The organism is Nonomuraea sp. NPDC048892, from assembly GCF_040649735.1.
In the GTDB taxonomy this organism is placed as follows: Bacteria; Actinomycetota; Actinomycetes; order Streptosporangiales; family Streptosporangiaceae; genus Nonomuraea; species Nonomuraea maheshkhaliensis.
Genome location: NZ_JBEZFZ010000014.1, coordinates 203916 through 219696, shown reverse-complemented (window position 1 = coordinate 219696; position 15781 = coordinate 203916). Strand labels below are relative to the sequence as shown.

General features: G+C 69.3%; 16 protein-coding genes. 7 read left to right on the top strand and 9 right to left on the bottom strand.

The window, feature by feature from the left end; translation table 11 throughout:
- Nucleotides 1-83 precede the first annotated feature (83 nt).
- Genes AB0C28_RS36380 through AB0C28_RS36355 form a run of 6 tightly spaced genes read right to left on the bottom strand, consistent with a single transcriptional unit; the run spans nt 84 to nt 6319 of the window.
- Entirely contained in the window at nt 84-1232 is a 1149-nt protein-coding gene (locus tag AB0C28_RS36380) for a S8 family serine peptidase (protein WP_357854628.1), read from the bottom strand.
- Nucleotides 1226-2128, bottom strand: coding sequence for a hypothetical protein (locus AB0C28_RS36375; protein ID WP_357854631.1), 903 nt, complete (start codon nt 2126-2128; stop codon nt 1226-1228). Before AB0C28_RS36375 ends, AB0C28_RS36380 begins: the two co-directional genes overlap by 7 nt.
- 56 nt (nt 2129-2184) lie before the next feature.
- Nucleotides 2185-3432 (bottom strand): S8 family serine peptidase, encoded by a 1248-nt coding sequence (locus tag AB0C28_RS36370; protein WP_358080161.1) that lies wholly within the window; start codon nt 3430-3432, stop codon nt 2185-2187.
- Entirely contained in the window at nt 3426-4148 is a 723-nt protein-coding gene (locus AB0C28_RS36365; protein ID WP_357854637.1) for a hypothetical protein, read from the bottom strand. The genes AB0C28_RS36370 and AB0C28_RS36365 overlap by 7 nt, the downstream gene beginning before the upstream one ends.
- Before the next feature lie 46 nt (nt 4149-4194).
- Nucleotides 4195-5376 carry an adenylyltransferase/sulfurtransferase MoeZ gene (gene moeZ / locus AB0C28_RS36360; RefSeq protein ID WP_357854640.1) on the bottom strand — a complete coding sequence of 394 codons (1182 nt, stop codon included), beginning with the start codon at nt 5374-5376 and terminating at the stop codon, nt 4195-4197.
- A 43-nt stretch (nt 5377-5419) separates the two neighbouring features.
- Complete coding sequence (locus AB0C28_RS36355; protein WP_358080160.1) at nt 5420-6319, bottom strand: alpha/beta hydrolase; 900 nt, start codon at nt 6317-6319, stop codon at nt 5420-5422.
- Between the two features lie 869 nt (nt 6320-7188).
- Between AB0C28_RS36355 and AB0C28_RS36350 the strand changes: the two genes are divergently transcribed.
- Complete coding sequence (locus tag AB0C28_RS36350; RefSeq protein WP_357854645.1) at nt 7189-7548, top strand: hypothetical protein; 360 nt, start codon at nt 7189-7191, stop codon at nt 7546-7548.
- A 449-nt stretch (nt 7549-7997) separates the two neighbouring features.
- Nucleotides 7998-8300 carry a hypothetical protein gene (locus AB0C28_RS36345; protein ID WP_358080159.1) on the top strand — a complete coding sequence of 101 codons (303 nt, stop codon included), beginning with the start codon at nt 7998-8000 and terminating at the stop codon, nt 8298-8300.
- A 942-nt stretch (nt 8301-9242) separates the two neighbouring features.
- Here AB0C28_RS36345 and AB0C28_RS36340 read toward each other — a convergent pair.
- The gene (locus AB0C28_RS36340) at nt 9243-9563 is read right to left on the bottom strand and encodes a hypothetical protein (protein ID WP_357854650.1); all 321 of its coding nucleotides are present in this window, start codon (nt 9561-9563) and stop codon (nt 9243-9245) included.
- Between the two features lie 547 nt (nt 9564-10110).
- Nucleotides 10111-10980, bottom strand: coding sequence for a Ku protein (locus AB0C28_RS36335; RefSeq protein WP_357854652.1), 870 nt, complete (start codon nt 10978-10980; stop codon nt 10111-10113).
- Between the two features lie 59 nt (nt 10981-11039).
- Here AB0C28_RS36335 and ligD (AB0C28_RS36330) point away from each other — a divergent pair, with 59 nt between their 5' ends.
- The 5 genes from ligD (AB0C28_RS36330) (at nt 11040) to AB0C28_RS36310 (ending at nt 14143) form a co-directional block, all read left to right on the top strand.
- The gene (gene ligD / locus AB0C28_RS36330) at nt 11040-11942 is read left to right on the top strand and encodes a non-homologous end-joining DNA ligase (RefSeq protein ID WP_358080158.1); all 903 of its coding nucleotides are present in this window, start codon (nt 11040-11042) and stop codon (nt 11940-11942) included.
- On the top strand, nt 11939-12811 hold the full coding sequence (gene ligD / locus AB0C28_RS36325; protein ID WP_358080157.1) for a non-homologous end-joining DNA ligase: 873 nt from the start codon (nt 11939-11941) through the stop codon (nt 12809-12811). The genes ligD (AB0C28_RS36330) and ligD (AB0C28_RS36325) overlap by 4 nt, the downstream gene beginning before the upstream one ends.
- A 41-nt stretch (nt 12812-12852) precedes the next feature.
- Nucleotides 12853-13083, top strand: coding sequence for a hypothetical protein (locus AB0C28_RS36320; protein ID WP_346111425.1), 231 nt, complete (start codon nt 12853-12855; stop codon nt 13081-13083).
- Between the two features lie 118 nt (nt 13084-13201).
- Nucleotides 13202-13822, top strand: a complete 621-nt coding sequence (locus AB0C28_RS36315; protein ID WP_346111426.1) for a TetR/AcrR family transcriptional regulator — start codon at nt 13202-13204, stop codon at nt 13820-13822.
- Nucleotides 13823-13909: 87 nt separating this feature from the next.
- Nucleotides 13910-14143, top strand: a complete 234-nt coding sequence (locus tag AB0C28_RS36310; protein ID WP_357854664.1) for a DUF3107 domain-containing protein — start codon at nt 13910-13912, stop codon at nt 14141-14143.
- A gap of 817 nt (nt 14144-14960) precedes the next feature.
- Here the strand turns inward: AB0C28_RS36310 and AB0C28_RS36305 are convergent.
- Nucleotides 14961-15605, bottom strand: a complete 645-nt coding sequence (locus tag AB0C28_RS36305; protein WP_357854667.1) for a ferritin-like fold-containing protein — start codon at nt 15603-15605, stop codon at nt 14961-14963.
- Between the last annotated feature and the right edge of the window lie 176 nt (nt 15606-15781).

The following is a 15781-nucleotide window of genomic DNA, read 5'->3' as shown; positions in this document are numbered from 1 at the left end:
CCAACGAGAAACCTGTTCACCTCATGCCGTTATGCCTGGTCGAGCATGTCGTTGCGGCTGGCCGATGCCTGTCATCGGGCCTGTCACTGCTCCTTGCGCTGGTTGAGCACGACGATCGCGCCGCAGAACGTGACCAGCGCCACGAGCAGGCCGCCCCCGTACAGCCACAGCCGCAAGGGGTCGGGGCCGGGCCTGGTGGGCGCCGGAGAGTCCTCGCCCTGACCGAAGTGCTCCATCCCGGGCGTGATGCTGCGCTGCGCGCCCGTGAGCCGCTCGGCGGCGTTCAGCGCGGCGGCGGCGTCCACCACGCCGAACCCGGTCTTGTCGTCGTAACCGGCCGCCGGCCGGCCCCTGGCGCTGGCCGCCAGCGCCTGCGCGACCTGCTCGGGCGGCAACGTCGGATGACGCGACTTGATCAGCGCCGCCACCCCGGCCACCAGCGCGGCGGCCGAACTGGTGCCCTCGGACAGCTCGTAACCCTTCTTGCGCTTGGCCACCGGCACCTGCACGCCGGGCGCGGAGACCAGCACGGACAGGTTGTCGCTGCTGAACGTGGCCCGACGGCCCTGCTTGTCGGTGGCGGCCACGCCGATGACGCCGGGGTAACCGGCCGGGAAGCTCCAGTAGGAGGTGCCCTTGTCCTTGGCGTATTGGGTCACTCCGTCGTTGCCCACGGCCGCGACCAGCACGACGCCCTTGCTGAGCGCGTACGAGACCGCCTCGCGCTCGGACCTGAGCGGGCCGTACGAGCCGATCGACATGCTGACCACCTGGGCGCCGTGGTTGGCGGCGTAGCGGAGGGCGCGGGCCAGCGGGCTCTCCGCCGACGCCTCGCTCTCCAGCGGCGGGATGAGCGCGGGCTCGTCGTCGATGACCATGGGCAGCGACAGGATGCGGGCGGCCGGCGCGGTGCCGATGAGCCCGTCGTCCTTGCCCGAGCCCGCGATCAGGGCGGCCATGGCGGTGCCGTGCCGTCCAGGCGGCAGCTCGCGGGTGACCGAGCCCGAGGTCATGTCGGGGCCGGCGGCGACGCGGCCCTTCAGCTCCTTGATCTCGCCGTCGACGGCGCTGTCGACGACGGCGACGGTGACGTTCTCCCCCTTGGTGACCTGCCACGCCTGCTCGATGTTGAGCGCGTCGAGCACCCACTGCTGCTGCTCCCTGACGGGATCGGCGGCGGGTGCGGAGAAGGCGAGCAGCGCGGCGGTGACGACGCGTACGGCGGTCAGCACACGTTCCCCTGGGTGCAGGGCGGCACCTTGGGCGGGTCCGCCAGGAAGTAGGCGATCTGGTTGCCGATCGACTTGGCGGCCGGCCACAGCTCGCTGTGCAGGATCTCCTCGGGCGGGATCGCGGCCCTGGTGCGCCCGTCGGCGTAGCCCGCCGTCGAGAACACGAGGTAGGGGCCGGCGCCCACCCATCCGGTGCGCTGGCGCTGGTCGGGCCCGAAGCGCTCGCTCACCGTGCCGGGGAAGGCGACGGGCAGCACGCCGACGCGGTCGTCCTGGGTGAGCTCCTCGGCGGCCGAGATCCTGGACGCCTCGTCCTTCAGCACGGCCACGCCGACCGTGATGACGAAGGAGGCCGTCTGGTCGATGTAGGTGGCCCGCAGCATGGTGAGGCAGCCGTGGCTCTGCAGCACGCCGGCCACGGAGGCGTCCACACCCTTGGCGCACTCGGTCTCGGGGGCGATGCCGACCCTTCTGGCGTACTGCTGGGCGCGGTCGAGCCCGAGGTATCTCACCTCTTCTGGGAAGACCCCGCTGGCGGGCCACGCCTGCCAGCGCCTGGCGATCTCCTCCTGCTTGTACTGGTTCTGCTCGGCGGGCGTCAGCGGACGCGAGCGTGTCTCGGCGACCATGCCGACCGTGCCGAGCAGCACGACGACCGCCGACACGGCGATGATGACGCCGAGCAGCGTCACGAAGACGCGGCGGTTGCGGATGCCCTGCTGGAGGAGGGCCAGCTCGGCCCGCTCCTTGGCCTCCGTACGCCGGCGCGAGCCCGCCGCCGGCCATGAACGCACGCGCGACCGCCGGCCGGTGGTGGCGCCGAGCGGGTTCCTGTGCTCCTGCGTGGCCTCTCCCTCGGCACGCGGGAGCCCTGTGACCGACCTACGTCCCTTCACCACCGCCTCGTTCCCGCATTCGCTTCGTGTCTATTTCGTCCCCCTTGGTGGGCGGATCATGCGTCCTGTGCCATGGTGGCCCGGCGTACCCGTCTGACCAGGATGAATATGACGGCCAGGGACGCGAGCGCGCCGGCGCCGGCCGCGGCGGCGACCGCCGCGTAGACCGTGACGCGCCGTTCGTCCCTGACGATGACCTTGACCGGGCCCGCCTGCCCGCCGGCCAGCGGCCGGGCCGGGTCCTGGGCCTGCGCGCCCGCGGCGGTCTCGGTGTGCCCGGCCAGCCGGGCCGCCTCGGCCAGGGCCTTGGCGGCGTTGACCACGCCGAAGCCGGTCGCGGTGTCGTAGCCGCCTGGAGGCCGGTCGGTGGCGCTGTCGGCCATGGCCCGCGCCACCAGCGGCGGCGACATGCGCGGATGACGCGCCTTGATCAGCGCGGCCACGCCCGACACCAGCGCGCTGGCCTGCGACGTGCCCCGGCCGACCCAGTATTCGTCGCCGGGGCCCGCGCCCATGATGTCCACGCCGGGCGCGGCCACCAGCACCGAGGAGTTCCAGTTGGAGAACGTGGCCCGCCGCAGCTCTCCGTCGGTCGCGCCGACGGAGACGACGCCGGGGAAGGCCGCCGGGTAGGAGTAGGGGGCGAAGTCGCCTTCGACCTTCCTGTCGCCCCGGTTGCCCGCGGCGGCGACGAGCACGACGCCCTTGGAGATGGCGTAGCGGATGGCCGCGCGCTCCTCCCTGGTCGCCAGCTCCTTGGAGATCGACATGTTGATGATGTCTGCCCCCTCGTCCACCGCGTAGCGGATGCCCTTGGCCACCACGTTCTCGAAGCGCTCGGCCGAGTTGAACTCCCGGAAGCCCGGCTCCTCGTCTTCGAGAATGACCCTTACCGACAGTACGTCCGCTTCGGGCGCGACGCCGATGATCCCCCGTTTTCCCTGGGGTCCGTGGCCGTGCCCGGCGATCAGGGAGGCCATGTACGTGCCGTGCAGCCTGCTGGGCTTGGTGCCGGGCGGGTTTGCGCCCTCGGTGAAATCTTTGCCCACGCGGACCGAGCCGGAAAGGTCGCGATGGCCCGGATCGACGCCGGAGTCGAGCACCGCCACAAGCACGCCCGCGCCCTTGCTGGTCCGCCACGCCTGCGGCAGTTTCAGCGTCTCGATGACGGCCTGCTGGCCTCCGCGCACGTCGTCGGCGTGGGCGGGGTGGAGCAGGGTCCCAGCGACGGCGGGGGCGGCGGCGGCGAGCAGCAACACCCCCACCACGGCGCCAACGCCGCGCCCTCTGCCCCCGGTCAGCACCGCCACTCCTTGGCGGCGCAGTCGGGCATCTTCGGGGTGCTCAGCTCGCTCAGCACGCGCTCGGCGATGTCGGTGGCGAAGGCGAAGATCGCGGGCCGGGGCTCGCCGGCCGCGTCGGCCGGCCGCCCGTCGACCTGGCCGGCCGTGGTCAGCACCAGGTACGGGCCCGCCTGGCGGACCGACCCCGACTGGCGCACGGCCGGCGTGAACCGGTCGGAGACCGTGCCGGTGAAGGCCAGCGGACGCAGCCCGGGTGCCGGCTTGCCGTTGTCGGCGAAGGCCGACCTGGCGTGTACGGCCCCCGGCTCGTCGCGCAGCGCCACCACGCCGATCGTGACGAGCACGCCGCGCAACGCGTCCACGTACGTGGCCCGCAGGACGCCCTTGCAGCCCGCCGCCCGCAGCGTCGCGACCGCCTTGGCGTCCACGGCGTCCTTCCCGCACGTCGCGTGCGGCGAGATGCCGACCCGGTGGGCCCGCTCGCGCCCGCCCTGTTCGGCGGAGTAGGGCAGCGTCGCGGGGAAGATGCGGCCCGTGGGCCAAGTACGCCAGCGCTCGGCCACCTCCAGCGCGGCCGCCGTGCGCAACTCGGCCGTGCTGGGCCCCCTGGTGAGCTCCGTGCCCGCCGCGCTGCCCGCCACTCCGGCGGTCACCGCGCAGAACAGGGTCAGCGCGGAGGCCACCACGAGTGTGGGCCAGGGGCGGGCGGAGTTCACACCTTCGACCTTAAAGCGGGTGTCGGGGGAACATCCCCAGAAACCCTCAGTAGCTGGGCAGGCTCGGGTCCACGGTCTTGACCCAGCTCAGCACGCCACCGCCCACGTGGACGGCGTCGGAGAAGCCGGCGTTCTTGACGACCGCGAGCGCCTCGGCCGAGCGCGCGCCCGACTTGCAGTGGAGCACGATCTTCTTGTCCTGGGGCAGCTTCTCCAGGGCCGAGCCGTTGAGGAACTCGCCCTTGGGGATCAGCGTGGCGCCGGGGATGGAGACGATCTCGTACTCGTTGGGCTCGCGGACGTCGACGACGTAGATGTTCTCGCCGCGGTCCATCATGCCCTTGAGCTCGACCGCCGTGATCGTGGAGCCGCTGGCGGCCTCGGCGGCCTCGTCGGAGACCGCGCCGCAGAACGCCTCGTAGTCGTCGAGCAGCTGGGTGACCGACGGGTCCTTGCCGCACAGCACGCACTCGGGGTCCTTGCGGACCTTGACATCGCGGTACTTCATCTCCAGGGCGTCATAGATCATCAGCCGGCCGACCAGCGGGTCGCCGATGCCGGTCAGCAGCTTGATGGCCTCGTTGACCTGGATGGAGCCGATGGAGGCGCACAGCACGCCGAGCACGCCGCCCTCGGCGCACGACGGCACCATGCCGGGAGGCGGGGGCTCCGGGTAGAGGCAGCGGTAGCAGGGCCCGTGCTCGGCCCAGAAGACGCTGGCCTGGCCGTCGAAGCGGTAGATCGAGCCCCAGACGTACGGCTTGCCGAGCAGCACGGCGGCGTCGTTCACCATGTAGCGGGTGGCGAAGTTGTCGGTGCCGTCGACGATGAGGTCGTAGCCGGCGAAGATCTCCATGACGTTCTCGGTCGTCAGCGCCGTGTTGTGGATCACGACGTCGACCAGCGGGTTGATCTCGCGGATCGAGGCGGCGGCGCTCTCGGCCTTCGGCCGGCCCACGTCGGACTGGCCGTGGATGACCTGGCGCTGCAGGTTGGACTCATCGACCACGTCGAAGTCGATGATGCCCAGGGTGCCGACACCCGCCGCCGCGAGATACAACAGCGCGGGGGAGCCCAGGCCACCGGCGCCCACACACAGCACCTTGGCGTTCTTCAGCCGCTTCTGCCCCGCCATGCCCACATCGGGAATGATCAGGTGGCGCGAGTAGCGGCGCACTTCGTCGACGGTCAGCTCTGCGGCCGGCTCGACCAGCGGTGGCAACGACACGTTCTACGCTCCCGTTTCAGGGGTCTTATCTCAACTGTGAAACCTAGCTGGGCAGTGGGGCATTCCCCAATCGAGTCTCACTGATCAGACGGCGTGCCTCGGCCGCCACCACCTTCGGCGTCTCCATCATCGCCACGTGCCCCGCCGTCGGCAGCAGCACCAGCCTGACCTGCCGGAACGCACGGTACGCCTTCCTCGCCATGGCCGGGCGGACCAGGCGGTCGTGGCGGCCGTGAATGATCAGGGTGCGGGCCATGACCTTCTCCGCCTGGCGCCACAGCGTGTCCTCGCCCCTGCGGAAGTACTCGGCGACGATGCCCCGCGCGGAGCGGATCATGGCCTCGCCCGCGTGCGGCAGGTCGTCGCGCCTGCGCTGCTCGTCGATGGCGTCGCGCAGGCGTACGGGGTGCACGGCGCCCGCGTCGGCCCACACCAAGGACATGGACGCGGTGATGCGCTGCTCGACCGGGATCATGCGCAGCCTGTCGGCCACCCACTCGCCCAGTCTGGGCACCGCCGCCGCGGCGATGCGGACGGGGCCGTACCTCGGGAGCAGGTCGGGCAGGGCCGGCGAGACGAGCGTGAGCGAGCGGACCAGGTCGGGGCGGGAGGCGGCCACCCTGACCGCGATCGCGCCGCCGAGCGAGTTGCCGAACAGGTGGGCCGGGCCCGTGTGCTCCAGCAGGCCGACCACGGCGCCCGCGTGGGCGGCGACCGAGTAGTCGCCGTCGGGCGGCACGGGCGAGAACCCCGCGCCCGGCAGGTCGATGGCGTGGCCGGTGACGGTGTCCTTGAGTTCGTCCATCAGATCGGTCCAGTTGGTCGCCGCCCCCGCCAGGCCGTGCACGAACACCGCCTGCTCGGCGGGGCCCTTCGGCGTGGATCGGACGTGCACCGAGCCGATCATGCGTCCCGGCCAGTGTGGGACCGGCTCCGCGGCCATGATCTCTCCTCCTCGTTTCCTTCGAACGCCTCATCCCGTCTTTCCACGATAACCATCGGCCCTTGGTGGGGTCCGGACTCCGTGCGGAGGGGTACGCGCATGATCGGTGGAGGGCTCGCCGTCCTGCGTGGTGCCCGCTCTCCCATGGCCGCCGGCCCGGGGCCCGACTCGGGCGTTTCTGGATTTTTCGCTGGATAGATGTCTAAGCGATCTCATGACGCACCAAGGCTGTGGCAAAAGCTGGCGTAAGCCGTTTATGGCCATCCCTGCCGGAAAGCATGACGATACCTAGCGTGACGACCGAGGCACGTACCGTGAACAGACGGAACGGGCCGGCGAGCGTCATGACCGGGATCCACGCACAGCGGCGGACATCTCCCGGGACGGCTCGATCGCCGCTTCCCGCTCGACGATGACCGCCGCTCGCGCCGGACGACGCACATCGGTTTTTGGTACGCATCCCCATTGCGGCGAAAACGGCCAAGCCTGTTCGTGCGTTTGTCATGGCCGGCGTCGCGCCATTGTTCGCTCGCGGACTTTTGTTTCCGTGAGCGGCCCGCGCATGCGCATCATCGGCGCCGAAAAGGGTCCGGCGTCATTCGACGTCCGGACGACGGCCGTTGCCGCCCATACTTGGCCGGGCCAAATGCGGAAGATTCGGACATATCCACTCTTTTCAGTGGATAAATCTTTAATCCGAGCAATAAGATTGTTAATGCAGAGCAAAATGGAGTCGTGACTGTTTGCCCGTCCACCGGCCCGGAAATGACATTCCGTGGATGAGCCTTCAGCAGCCGTCCAAGATCTGTTTCCCGGCAATCCGGAAAACGCCGAGAACGGGGCAACCGATCCTTTAGGGGGAAAACGCAATGCCCAAGCTCAAGAGTGTTATCGCAGGCCTCGCCTTCAGCACGGCGCTGACCGGCGGCATGGTCAGCGCGGGCGCGGCGACGACCGCGGCCAACGCCGCCACCCAGGTCACCAGCGGCACGTCCGTCCTCGCGTCGGACGGCTGGGGCTGGGGCCGTCACCACCGCCACCACGGTCGTCACCACCAGCGCTGCAACAGGGGCCACCATGGTGGCGGCGGCTGGGGCTGGGGCTGGGGCGGCCACCGGCGGCACCACCGTAGCGGCAACATCTGCATCGTCATCCGCAACGACAACCACAACATCAACGACCACGAGCACGAGCACCACCACCAGCGCCGTGACGGGCAGAACTGGTAACAAAGTCCGTGCGTTGATGGCGCAGGGATGAGTGCCCGCCATTAGTGCGGGTTCTCGGGAGCGGTCCGCTTTTCCTCGCGGTTCGGCCTGAGGCTTTCATTTCTCCTCGTCTCCACGGCAACTCGGTGAGGGCTCCCTCGGCAACAGCCGGGGAGCCCTCGCTGCGTCGTTTTCGGGCCATTGTCACTGCCGCCGGGAATCGCCGTTCCCGGCTTTTTCGCCGTGGTGCCGTGCTGTCGCATGCCCCATGGGCTGTCGCATGCCCCATGAAAATGCCTCGTGTCGGGCAAAACCCGGTAAGTCCGGTTTGTCGCGCTTTCTGCAGGAAATATGCCCCGTACGGATGAAATGCAAGTCGTCATCCGAGTCGCTGTACGAACCATTCGCTTTGACGCGGACAGCTCTGCAGCGGCTGAACGGGGCAATCGATCCTTTAGGGGGAAAGCGCAATGCCCAAGCTCAAGAGTGTCATCGCAGGACTCGCCATCAGCACCGCTCTGACCGGAGGCGTGGTGAGCGCGGGAGCGGCCACCACCGCGGCGAGCGCCGACGCGGCCACCCAGGTCAGCACCGGCACGTCAGTCCTGACCGGACACGGTTGCGGCTGGCGCCGCTGCGGCGGCTGGGGCTGGGGGTGGAACCGCGGCAAGCGCTGGGGTCGCCACCACCACGGCTCGGGCCGCATCAGGATCGTCATCATCAACAGGAACCACAACCACAACGACAACGGTTTCGATCGCCACAGGTGGTAGCACCTCCGGCACTGCCTGAACCCGCCGCACGCCTGACGCGCCGGCGAGGAGTCCGCCCAGGGCGATGAACCGCCCGGGCGATGAGCTCAGGCACACCACCGAGTGCCCGCATTCACCGGCGAACGGCACCGGCCCTCCTCACCGAGGACCCGGAAGCCCACCCGCCGAATGCGGGCACTCACCACGTCCGCCCCCTCCCACCGAGCACCCGCCCGGCCGGTCCGGGCACTCAACGCGTCCATCCGGATCGCGACCACCGCGACCGTCTTCCCCTGCGTGTCCATCCGTTCACGCCTGCCCGACCTGCGGCGGGCACTCGGCGCATCAATCCCTCAAGGCCGGGCACCCACTCGGTGTGTGCCGGCACTCGGCACACGCACCCCCTCATGCCGAACCTCCACCCATCCTGCGCGAACGCCCAGCACGTCCGCCCCCTCACGCCGAAGACCCGTGTGGCCGATGCGAGCGTTCGGCGCGTCCCCCTTCGTCGGATGTCCGCCCGGTGACTAAGGGCACCTGGCCGGTCCGCTGCTCATGCGGACCCGCCGCCCTCCACACAGGGGCGGGGTCTGCGTGCGACGGTGGCCGGCGGCGCGGGGATCGGCCGTCGTGAGGGCCGGGTCGCGAGCCGGTCAGGCCCGCCGCCCCCCTGCGACCTCGCCGGGCGACTCCCCGCCGCGCACGCGCGTCACCCCCTCACAGCGACGTCCTCACCGCCATGAGGTGCCGGACGCGTCTTCCGGGCGGACGCTCCCCCGCGTCCGTACGCGGGCACGTCCGAGCCGCCCTCACCCACAAAGGCGACCGCTCTTTTCACGGGCGCGCGAATAACAGGATGAGGACCCCCCGGCAAACGCCGGAGAGCCCTCACCTGAATACCGCTAGGAGAAAGGAATAACGTTCCGTATAAAGCTACGGACCCCACTCCCGAACGGCCACCGATTAACGAGTGGTGTCCTCGTGCCGCTCGTGCCTCGGGAAGACGTTGCGGTTGTAGTTGCGGTTGTGGATCTTAACCCGGACGCGGAGCTTGTGGTTGTGGTGACGGCGCCATCCCCAGCCGCCGCGGTTCCAGCCCCAGCCGCCGCAGCGGCGCCAGGCCCAGCCACCGCCGCAGCCGTTGGTGAGGACGGACGTGCCGGTGCTGACCTGAGTGGCGGCGTCGGCGGTGGCAGCGGTTGTCGCCGCTCCCGCGCTCACCACGCCGCCGGCCAGCGCGGTGCTGACGGCGAGGCCTGCGAGTACGCTCTTGAGCTTGGGCATTGCGTATTCCCCCTAAAGGATCGATTGCCCCGTTCTCGACGTTTCCGGATAACCAGAAACAAATCTTGGACGCCCGCTGAAGAGTCATCCACAAGCTGTCATTTCCGGCAGATTGCCTAGCAAACAGGCACGACTCCATTTTGCTCTGCATTAACAATCTTATTGCTTGTATTAAAGGGCTATACAATGAAGTAACACGAATTATCCTGATATGTCCCATTTGGTGATCGACACAGCAGCGCCGCCGGGGCGATGGCGGTCGGCTTGCCGTGGCCGATCCCAGGCCGATCCCAGGCCGATCCGCCGATCCCCTGGCCGGTCCGCCCACCGGGTCGCATCGACCTCCGGGCACAGCAGCTCAGCGACGCGTCACACGGCGACAAGGCGGCCTACACAGCCGTACAGACGCGGCCGTACAGACGAAGCGGCCTACGCGGCCGTACAGACGAAGCGGCCTACGCGGCCGTACAAGGATGGAAAGCAGGCCCGCGGCACAGCAGGGCTCAGTGAGACAGGCCGGCAGCACGACCGGCCCTTCGAGCAACTCCTACGCGGACTTGCGGGTCTTGCGCTTGGCGGGAGTCTTCTCCTCGCTCTTGGCCTTCCCGGCCGCCGCCTTCTTCGGCTTGGCCGGCGCCCCTTCGCGCTCGCGCTTGGCGGCCTCCACGCTCGCCCGCAGCGCCGCCATGAGGTCCACCGCGGGCCCGGCCTCCTCTTCCTCCTGGGCCGGGACGACCTCCTTGCCCGCCACCTTGGCCTCGATCACCTGCTGCAGCGCCTCGCGGTAGGTGTCGTGGTATTCGCTGGGGTCGAAGTCCGACTCCATGGTGGTGATGAGGGACTCGGCCATCTTGAGCTCCTGGGCGCGTACCTCGATGTCCTCTTCCAGGAAGCCGAAGTCGGGCGTGCGGATCTCGTCCGGCCAGAGCATGGTCTCCAGGACGAACACGCCGTCCCTGACCCGCAGCGTCGCCAGCGACTCGCGCTGGCGCAGCGCCACCTTGACCACCGCGACCTGGCCCGAGCTCTCCAGGGCGTTGCGCAGCAGCACGTACGGCTTCGCCCCCTGCGCGTCGGGCTCCAGGTAGTACGACTTGGCGAAGTAGATGGGGTCGATCTGCTCAGCGGGGGCGAACTGGAGCACGTCGATGCGGCGCGACGTGCTCAGGGGCAGGCCCTCGAAGTCCTCGTCGGTGAGCACGACCATCTCGCCGGAGGCCAGTTCGTACCCCTTCGCGATGTCGGCGTACGGGACCTCCTCGCCGTCCAGCGTGCACACGCGCTTGTAGCGGATCCTGCCGCCGTCCTCGCGGTGCACCTGGTGGAAGGAGACGTCCTTCTGTTCTGTCGCGGAGTAGAGCTTGACCGGGATCGTCACCAGTCCGAAGGAGATCGCACCTTTCCAGATGCTGCGCATGGACACTCCTCAGCTCTCATCAGCTCACCTTTGGGCACATACCCGTCATGGGGCAACCAATGCCATACCCAGTCGAACCGATGCTGGCCGTACCTGGGGAACTACCCTCCGACCGCGATCTGTACGGTCTGGAGGTCAAGTGGGACGGCATCCGGGCCCTGCTGCACCTCGACGGCGGTGTGCGGCTGACGGGCAGGCACGGGGTGGAGTACACCCGTCGTTATCCGGAAATATACGGCTTCGGGATCAAGAACGCGGTCATCGACGGGGAACTCGTGGCGCTGGACCCCCGGGGCCGGCCCAGTTTCGTCCGGCTCCAGCACCGCATGCACCTGACCGACCCGGAGCCGGCCGTGCTGCGGCTGTACCCGATCACGTACATGCCGTTCGACCTGCTCTATCTCGACGGGATGCCGCTCTTCGACCTCACCTACCGCGACCGCCGCGCACTGCTCGACGAGCTGGACATCGGCGCGGCCCCCTACTTCCCCGGCGACTCCGACCTGCTGAGCGCCACGTACGAGCAGGGGCTCGAAGGCGTGGTCGCCAAGCGGCTCGACTCGCCCTACCGGGCGGGCACCCGGTCACCCTGGTGGATCAAGGTGAAGAACCTGACCGTCCGCGAGGTCGTGATCGGCGGCTGGAAGCCGGGCAAGGGACGCCGCGCGGGAGGCATCGGGTCGCTGCTCATGGGCGTGTTCACGGACGAGGGGCTGACGTACGTCGGGCACGTCGGCACGGGGTTCACCGACGCCGTCCTCGACGATCTGTACCGGATGCTGCGGCCGCTGGAGATCCCGCGCAGCCCGTTCAGCAACGAGGTTCCGTGGAGAAATCGGTGGGTTAGGCCAGATCTGGTCGGGGAGGTGGCCTACACGATGTGGACCGACGAGCGGCGGCTGCGCCACCCCGTGTGGCGCGGTCTGCGCCCCGACAAGCTCCCCGCGGAGGTCACGCCATGAAGGTGCCGGTCAAGGTGGACGGCCGCGAGCTGACGCTGAGCAACCTGGACAAGGTCCTCTATCCCGAGTACGGCTTCACCAAGGCCGAGATCATCGACTACTACAGCCGCGTCGCGCCCGTCCTGCTGCCGCACCTCCAAGGCCGGCCGCTGACCGTCAAGCGTTACCCCAACGGCGTCACCGGCCAGTCCTTCTTCGAGAAGAACGCCCCCGACCACACCCCCGGCTGGGTCAGGCGGGCGAACCTGCCCGTGCCCGGCAGCACCAAGAACCGCGAGACCATCGACTTCGCGATCGTGGACGATCTGCCCACGCTCGTCTATTACGCCAACCTCGCCGCACTCGAACTGCACGTCCCCCAGTGGCGCGTGGACGATGACGGCCAGGCGCTGCCGCCCGACACGCTCGTCTTCGACCTCGACCCCGGCCCGCCCGCGACGATCGTCGAGTGCACGCGCGTGGCGCTCATGCTGCGCGAGGCGCTGAAGGAGGAGGGCCTCACGGCCGTGCCCAAGACCAGCGGCAACAAGGGCATGCAGCTGTACGCGGACTGGGACTGCCGCGAGGAGCCCTCCGCGTACGCCAAGAGGCTGGCCCAGCTCCTGGCCAAGGAGCATCCCGGCGAGATCGTCAGCGTGATGGCCAGGAAGCTGCGCCCGGGGAAGGTGTTCATCGACTGGAGCCAGAACAACCCGGCCAAGACCACCGTCGCGCCCTACTCCCTGCGGGCCAGGGAACGGCCCACGGTGTCGACGCCGCTCACGTGGAAAGAGGTGGAGAGCTGCGAAGACCCCCATGACTTGGATTTCACCGCACCCGACGTACTCGCCAGAGTGGAGAAGCGCGGCGACCTTTTCCGCCGGGCGTAGGCTGGGTGCGTCCACACCGAGAGGGGACCGAGATGTCGGAGATGGACATTCGCGGGGATGAGCGGGCCTACATCGAGGAGGAAGAGGCAGAGGTGCCGATCGACGAGGGGGAACTGTCCATCGAGACGCCGGAGGCGGACGCCGCCGAGCAGCAGCGAGAGCTGGGCGCACAGACCGGCAGGCTGCGCCGTGAGCTGCCGCTCGACGTCGATCCCGCCGACGCGGCCGACCAGGACCGCGAGGTGGATCTCGACGACGACGACTACCGCTGAGCTGGGCTGATGCCGGCGATGTGCGTGACGGGCCACCGGCGATGAGCGTTGTCACCGGGCCGCGGCCGGCGCGCACGTAGGATGTCCGCACAGTCCGCTGAGAGCAATGGAGACCCGCGTGACCGCAACCCCGGATGCCAAACCCCGGGGCACCCGGCTGCCCCGTCTGGCCCGCCGCCGGCAACTCCTGAGCGCTGCGCAGGAAGTGTTCGTGGAGAACGGCTATCACGCGGCCGCCATGGACGAGATCGCCGATCGGGCCGGGGTGAGCAAGCCGGTGCTCTACCAGCACTTCCCCGGCAAGCTGGAGCTCTATCTGGCGCTGCTCGACCTGCACGTCGAGGACATGGTCAACCGGTGCAGGGAGGCGCTGGCCTCCACACAGGAGAACAAACTGCGCGTGCAGGCCACGTTCAGCGCGTTCTTCGACTTCGTCTCCAGCCAGGGTGAGGCGTTCCGCCTGGTCTTCGAATCCGACCTGCGCAACGTCGCGCCCGTACGCCAGCGGGTCGAGCGCTCGCTCAGCCAGTGCGCGGAGATGGTCAGCGAGCTCATCCAGGAGGACACCGGCTGCACCAGCGACGAGGCGCACCTGCTCGGGGTCGGGCTGGTCGGCATGGCCGAGGTGAGCGCCCGCTACTGGGTCACCACCCAGGGCTCGATTCCGAAGGACGCGGCCGAGCAGCTCATGGCCCGGCTGGCCTGGCGCGGCATCAGCGGTTTTCCGCGTACGGCATAACCCGTTCGCTGGCCGCGATCATTCACCCTTTTCACCGGCCTGAGCGGTCACGATGGGATTGCCAGCCCGTCGACTAGGGAGCCATTAATGGAAGTCAAGATCGGCGTACGGTCCGTACACCGCGAACTCGTTGTCGAGACCGACCTCACCTCCGAGCAGGTCGAGGAGGAGATCAGAAACGCGCTGGCCGTCGATCGCGGCGGTATCTTCTCGATCACCGACGTGAAGGGCAGGCGAGTGCTGGTGCCAGTGGCCTCGCTGGGGTTCATCGAGATCGGCGAGGACGAATCCCGGCCGGTCGGCTTCGGCGGCACGCTTTAACGACTTGTCGGCAGGGGTGCGGCCCGACCGCCGTACCCCTGCGTCCGTGTCATGCCAGTTGCGACGCGTCCTTCGACGCACGCCGGCCCGAGTTCGGCCTCTGCCTTGAGACGGCCGGACGGCCGGACCCGCCACAGTGAGCGGACGACCGGGCCGCATCGGCTTCGCCGTTGGTGAGCCGGGCCGTGGGGTGAGCCGGGCCGCACGTGAGCGCAGCCGCACGTCAGCCGGGGGCCATAGGTAAGCCGCGCCGTAAAGGAGCCGGCCGCGCGGCGTTGCCGTGGGCGGGGTGGGTCAGTGGTGGGTGGTGGGTCGGGCGAGTTCGCAGGCGCGGGGCCATCGGCGCCGGGGGACGCACGCCCGTCCCGATTCGGTCGCCGGGCATCCCGCGCTCCCCCTCCGCAACACCGCGCGCGAGGTCCAGCGATTCGGCCCACATCTGGTCAAGGAACTGCCGTAGCGGCGCGAGGCCCTCATGTCTGCACGCTACAGCCGTTGCGTACCCTCGCGCCGCCCGATGACCAGACCCGCCGCAGAACAAACCACACAACAGCCGCACAACCCCCGCAGGACAACCCACGCAACAGCCACACGACCCTCACCCAACAGCCGCAGCCACAGCCTGACCCGGGCCGGGCCGGCCCGTGCGACCATCACCGCGACCGCACACAGCCACCCGTGCGAGCTTCACCGCGACCGCACACAGCCGCCCATGCGTCCATCACCGCGACCGCCACCGCGACCGCATGCAGCCACCCGTGCGACCCGCGAGCCGGTACGGCTAGCGGTACGACCTCCCCCGACCGGCGGGGAGCAATCAGAGGCCCATGGCGGTCATGCGTTTGTTGTGGGCCTCGGTCAGCCTTGCGAAAAGCCGGGAAAGGTCGGTCTGCCCCTCCCCCAGCGACTCCATCAGCAGCAGGGCCAGCTCCGGCCGCGCGGAGGCCACCTGCTGCCCCTGGCTGAGCGCCTCCCCGACGAGCCGCCGTGCCCACAGCGCCAGCCGCCCGGCCGCCGTCGGCTCGGCCTCGATGCCCGCCCTGACCCGCTCGACCGCGAACTGCGAGCGCTCCTCGTCCACCAGCACCTCGTCCACCAGCTTGGCGATCGAAGGATCGAGGTGCCTGGCCGCCTCCCGGTAGAAGTCGAGCGCGATGCCGTCTCCCACGTACGTCTTGACCAACGCCTGCAGCCAGTCGGCCGGCCTCGTCTGCGCGTGCCAGGCGTCCAGCGCGGCCACGAACGGCGCCATCGCCGCGTCGGGATCGGCGCCGAGCTCGCCCAGCCGGTCGCGCAGGAGGCGGAAGTGGGCGTACTCGGTCACGGCCAGCTCACTCAGCGCGGCCCGGTCGGCCAGCGAGGGCGCCAGGGTGGCGGCGTCCTCGGTCATCCGCTCGTAGGCGCTGAGCTCCGCATAGGCCAGCACGCCGAGCAAATCGACGACTCCAGGAGACTCCTTCATGGAAGGCAGCGTACTTCGGTGAATCTACGGGAACATACGCAAGCTCGGCCAGCGTTGTGGTATCGAGTACACTGCTCTGTGAAAGTGCGACCGCACTGTGTTAATTCGGGGGAATCCCCCGATAATAACCCCCCATTCCCCGGGTGCGCGGTCGCGATGACGCGAGAGGGCTGGCT

What these genes read in the sequence shown, in the direction of transcription:
- AB0C28_RS36345 (WP_358080159.1), top strand. Translation starts at nt 7,998, where the DNA reads ATGCCCAAGCTCAAGAGTGTCATCGCAGGACTCGCCATCAGCACCGCT.
- AB0C28_RS36355 (WP_358080160.1), bottom strand. Translation starts at nt 6,319, where the DNA reads ATGGCCGCGGAGCCGGTCCCACACTGGCCGGGACGCATGATCGGCTCG.
- AB0C28_RS36320 (WP_346111425.1), top strand. Translation starts at nt 12,853, where the DNA reads ATGGACATTCGCGGGGATGAGCGGGCCTACATCGAGGAGGAAGAGGCA.
- AB0C28_RS36350 (WP_357854645.1), top strand. Translation starts at nt 7,189, where the DNA reads ATGCCCAAGCTCAAGAGTGTTATCGCAGGCCTCGCCTTCAGCACGGCG.
- AB0C28_RS36305 (WP_357854667.1), bottom strand. Translation starts at nt 15,605, where the DNA reads ATGAAGGAGTCTCCTGGAGTCGTCGATTTGCTCGGCGTGCTGGCCTAT.
- AB0C28_RS36340 (WP_357854650.1), bottom strand. Translation starts at nt 9,563, where the DNA reads ATGCCCAAGCTCAAGAGCGTACTCGCAGGCCTCGCCGTCAGCACCGCG.
- ligD (WP_358080157.1), top strand. Translation starts at nt 11,939, where the DNA reads ATGAAGGTGCCGGTCAAGGTGGACGGCCGCGAGCTGACGCTGAGCAAC.
- AB0C28_RS36310 (WP_357854664.1), top strand. Translation starts at nt 13,910, where the DNA reads ATGGAAGTCAAGATCGGCGTACGGTCCGTACACCGCGAACTCGTTGTC.
- AB0C28_RS36335 (WP_357854652.1), bottom strand. Translation starts at nt 10,980, where the DNA reads ATGCGCAGCATCTGGAAAGGTGCGATCTCCTTCGGACTGGTGACGATC.
- ligD (WP_358080158.1), top strand. Translation starts at nt 11,040, where the DNA reads ATGCCATACCCAGTCGAACCGATGCTGGCCGTACCTGGGGAACTACCC.